Raw genomic sequence first — 2914 nt, forward strand, 5'->3', positions numbered from 1 at the left:
AGACCGGGGGATATCTCGGATTATATCATAATATTAAAAATATATTTGAAAAATTTAGAAATTTTGCTTATAAAACTAAAAATAGCATTTTTGCTTTATGCAAAAATGCTATTTGTCTACAAACTGAAGTAATATTCTAATATATTATTTAATATTAGAATATTACTTTTTTATATAATAATTCCATTGTAAGATCTTTAACCCTAAGTTTAAAATATATAAAAATGTGGTTTAATTAATAAAAAGTTCCCTATTTTCTTTATTAATTAATCTCTTAGGTATAGCTTTCCAAATATAGACTGCTAACCCATAATCAAATATACTGTGTATAAAAGCACCAAAGCCTACTAAAATTATCACTGAATTAAAAAATCCTTTTTGATAATATTCCTGTGATAGTGAAGCTCCAAAATAAAAAGGCAACACTATTAATAATTCTGCTACTCCATGAATTATACTAATTATTACTGCATATATCATAGAAGATTTAAAAGTTTTAATAGTTCCCTCGTGTCTTTCTAAATATAATGCTCCTATACTTGCAAAACCTACATGACTTAAAGCCCTTAAAACAACCACTAAAGGAAATCCTCCTAATAGAAATCCTAAAGTTGTACCAATTGAAACAAATATTGCTGTAGCTGGTGAAATAAACATAGCAATAAATATAGGTACATGACTTGCCAATGTAAATGATGCTGGTTCTAAAATTATTTTTATTGGCGAAAACATAGGTATAATAATACCTATAGCACATAAAAGTGCAGCTGTAACTATAGCTTTAACACTAATTTTTTTCTTCATAGATCCCCCATACCCCTAGTAACTTAAGTGTCTTGACACCTGTAATTACAATATACCAATACTATGTATAAATGTCAATGCTATAATAAATATCCTTTTTTTCTTAATTTTTTAAGAATAGTTTCAAAAATTTCATTATTTTTACAACATATAGTGTGTAAATGCACGCCCTTTGTTAATTGACATAATGGATCTATATTATACTTTTCTAATTTTTCCATAAATTCTTTTATATCTCTTCTTGAAGATAAATGTAATTCTCCTTTTATTTCTCCATAAACACCATGCTCTACTATTACATTAAGAACTTTTGCTCCTTCATCTATAATTATAGTTAATTCATCTTCTATACATTTTTTAGCATGTATACATGCTATAGTTTTTACTATATAATCCTTATTTAATTTATCATTTTCTAATATATATCCTCTAGTTGTAGAAATTATTCGCTCTCCTGAAGCCCTTAAAAGTGCTACATCCCCTACTATTATTTGTCTACTTACTGATAAATTTTTAGCTATTACTGTTGCACTAATAGCTGAACTACTGCTTTTTAACATGTTTATAATCTCTTCTCTTCTCTCCGTAGCATTCATTTCTAAATTCAATCCTTTCATAAATTTAATTTTAACCTGTAAACTACCTACCAACAACATACACAGTTTTTTAATAAAGTTTTATTATTAAATCTTCTCCCCCCAAATTAACAAACTTTATTATTACTAAAGTATATAAAAAATTATAGTAAAAGAGAGTAGATACACTAAATACCTACTCCTTTAAATCCTTATATCCACATATATAGTGATTTTAAGAATCCTTATATAATTAAATTCTTTTTCTCATCATAACCATACTATCTAAAGTTTCAAAGCCTCTTTTATTGTAAAAACCTTCAGTTTTTTCATTTTTTGAAGTAAGCAGAATCACTTCATCAATTCCTCTACTTTTTAATCTTTCTATAAATTCATCTAATATAATTGAACCAAGTCCTTTTCCATGACATTTTAAATCTACACAAAATTCTTTAACTTGAAATTGCATTCCATTATAATAATGTTCATGATTTCCTAAAATTAACCCAATTGCTTCATTATCTTCATAACATATAACTCCATAAAACCCCTCACAATTTAACATTTGTGATAATCTTTTTGAAGCTATTTCCTCTGTCCATTTATCATTCCATGGTTCACTATTAAACGTAGTTACATATAAACTTATTATTTCATTTAAATTTTTCTCATTTATCTCCTCAAACCTCATTTTATAAACTCCCCTTATATTTATATTACTTATAATATTTTATTATACACCTTGCAATATTTTCAAAAAAGATTAATCTTTTTAAATACTCAATAAAAAGCAATCAATTTGCACTTTTTGTACATAATGGTATTATTATATGTAAGAAATATATTATACTTCTATAATAATACATTTAATGATTTGATACAAATATAGAAATTATTAATTATTTAATACAACAAAAGGAGGTTTTATTATGAATATTATTTGTAATGGAATTAAAAATGGAGTAATAGAAGATAAATATGGCAAAAGAGGTACTCAATTTAATAAAGATGGAATGCCTAGTTATTCTTTGCCTATTAAAATTGAAAATTCCCCTAAAGGAACAATTTCTTATGCCATAATAATAGATGATAAAGATGCTATTCCGGTTTGTGGATTTACATGGATTCACTGGCTTGTTGCTAACCTTAAAAGAAATGAACTTAAAGAAAATGAAAGTATAACCGCTAAAGATTTTATTCAAGGTACTAATAGTTGGGCTAGTAGCTTTGGTGGTTGTAAAGTAGAGAATTGTAATTGTTATGGTGGAATGACCCCACCCGATGCTCCTCATACATATACAATTCATGTATATGCTCTTGATACTATTCTTAATTTAAATAATGGCTTTTATGTAGATGATTTGCATAAAGCTATAAAAGGCCATATACTTGATTATGCTTACATAGAAGGAATATATTCTAATTAATTTAGTATATATCATTAATAAAAATCTCCTTAATAATTATTAATTAATAATTATTAAGGAGATTTTTATTAACACACTTTAATTTGCTAACAAATTATAAAATTTAAC

The 2914-nt window shown here is 25.6% G+C and carries 4 protein-coding genes; 1 reads left to right on the forward strand and 3 read right to left on the reverse strand.

The features are described from left to right. Positions 1–231: 231 nt before the first annotated feature. The 3 genes from GBZ86_RS14565 to GBZ86_RS14575 all read right to left on the reverse strand — a co-directional run bounded on the left by GBZ86_RS14565 (position 232) and on the right by GBZ86_RS14575 (position 2070). A complete protein-coding gene (locus GBZ86_RS14565; RefSeq protein ID WP_152891843.1) occupies positions 232–804 on the reverse strand; it encodes a hypothetical protein in 573 nt (190 codons plus the stop codon). Between the two features lie 80 nt (positions 805–884). Next, positions 885–1421 carry a transcription repressor NadR gene (locus GBZ86_RS14570; protein WP_207707463.1) on the reverse strand — a complete coding sequence of 179 codons (537 nt, stop codon included), beginning with the start codon at positions 1419–1421 and terminating at the stop codon, positions 885–887. Positions 1422–1632: 211 nt separating this feature from the next. After that, positions 1633–2070, reverse strand: coding sequence for a GNAT family N-acetyltransferase (locus tag GBZ86_RS14575; RefSeq protein ID WP_152891845.1), 438 nt, complete (start codon positions 2068–2070; stop codon positions 1633–1635). A gap of 238 nt (positions 2071–2308) precedes the next feature. Here GBZ86_RS14575 and GBZ86_RS14580 point away from each other — a divergent pair, with 238 nt between their 5' ends. Then, positions 2309–2806: a YbhB/YbcL family Raf kinase inhibitor-like protein gene (locus tag GBZ86_RS14580; RefSeq protein WP_152891847.1), complete on the forward strand. Its 498-nt coding sequence runs from the start codon at positions 2309–2311 to the stop codon at positions 2804–2806. Positions 2807–2914: the final 108 nt, after the last annotated feature.

Source organism: Clostridium tarantellae (assembly GCF_009295725.1).
GTDB lineage: Bacteria > Bacillota > Clostridia > Clostridiales > Clostridiaceae > Sarcina > Sarcina tarantellae.